At 65.7% G+C, this 574-nt stretch carries 1 protein-coding gene; it reads left to right on the top strand.

The annotated features are described in order from the left end of the window. A partial coding sequence (locus A3730_RS28605; protein WP_231884083.1) for an alpha/beta fold hydrolase occupies nucleotides 1–574 on the top strand: 574 nt, incomplete at both ends.

The following is a 574-nucleotide window of genomic DNA, read 5'->3' as shown; positions in this document are numbered from 1 at the left end:
GGCCTACGATCAGGCCGGCTTTGGCGACCGGCTGGTGCAAGGCCGCTGGGCTGGTGAGCAGCAACTGGTCGATGATGCGGCGACGCAGATCCGGCGCCTGCACCAGACCCATGCCGCACCCCTGTTTGTGCTCGGCGAAAGCCTGGGTGGCGCCGTGGCCATACTGGCCGCCCAGCAGGAACCGGACAAGGTCGCCGGGTTGATGCTGGCCGGGCCCGCGGTGCGCGAAGGGATTCGTTTTCGTTATGGCTGGAACGCCGCCATCGCCACCGCTGCTACCCTGGCGCCGGGTTACCGCCTCACCGTTGAACGCAACGCCGATGATCCCACCCTCGCCCCAACCAGCGCTCAACGCCTGGCCGAGGATCCGCGCGTTATGCGTGAGGTTCGGATGGACGCGTACTGGGGGCTGATCAAGCTGGCGGACAGCGCCAGCGATTCGGCCAACAACCTGAACATCCCGACACACTGCTGCTGTACGGTGGCAAGGACCATTCCGTCCCGGAAGCAGGCATTCGCCACCTGCAGGCGCATTTATCCGCCAACGACCGGGGGGAATACCGTTTCTATCCGA

It is taken from the genome of Alcanivorax sp. HI0044 (assembly GCF_001634945.1).
The sequence above is the reverse complement of the archived record's forward strand: the minus strand, read 5'-3'. Positions and strand labels throughout refer to the sequence as shown.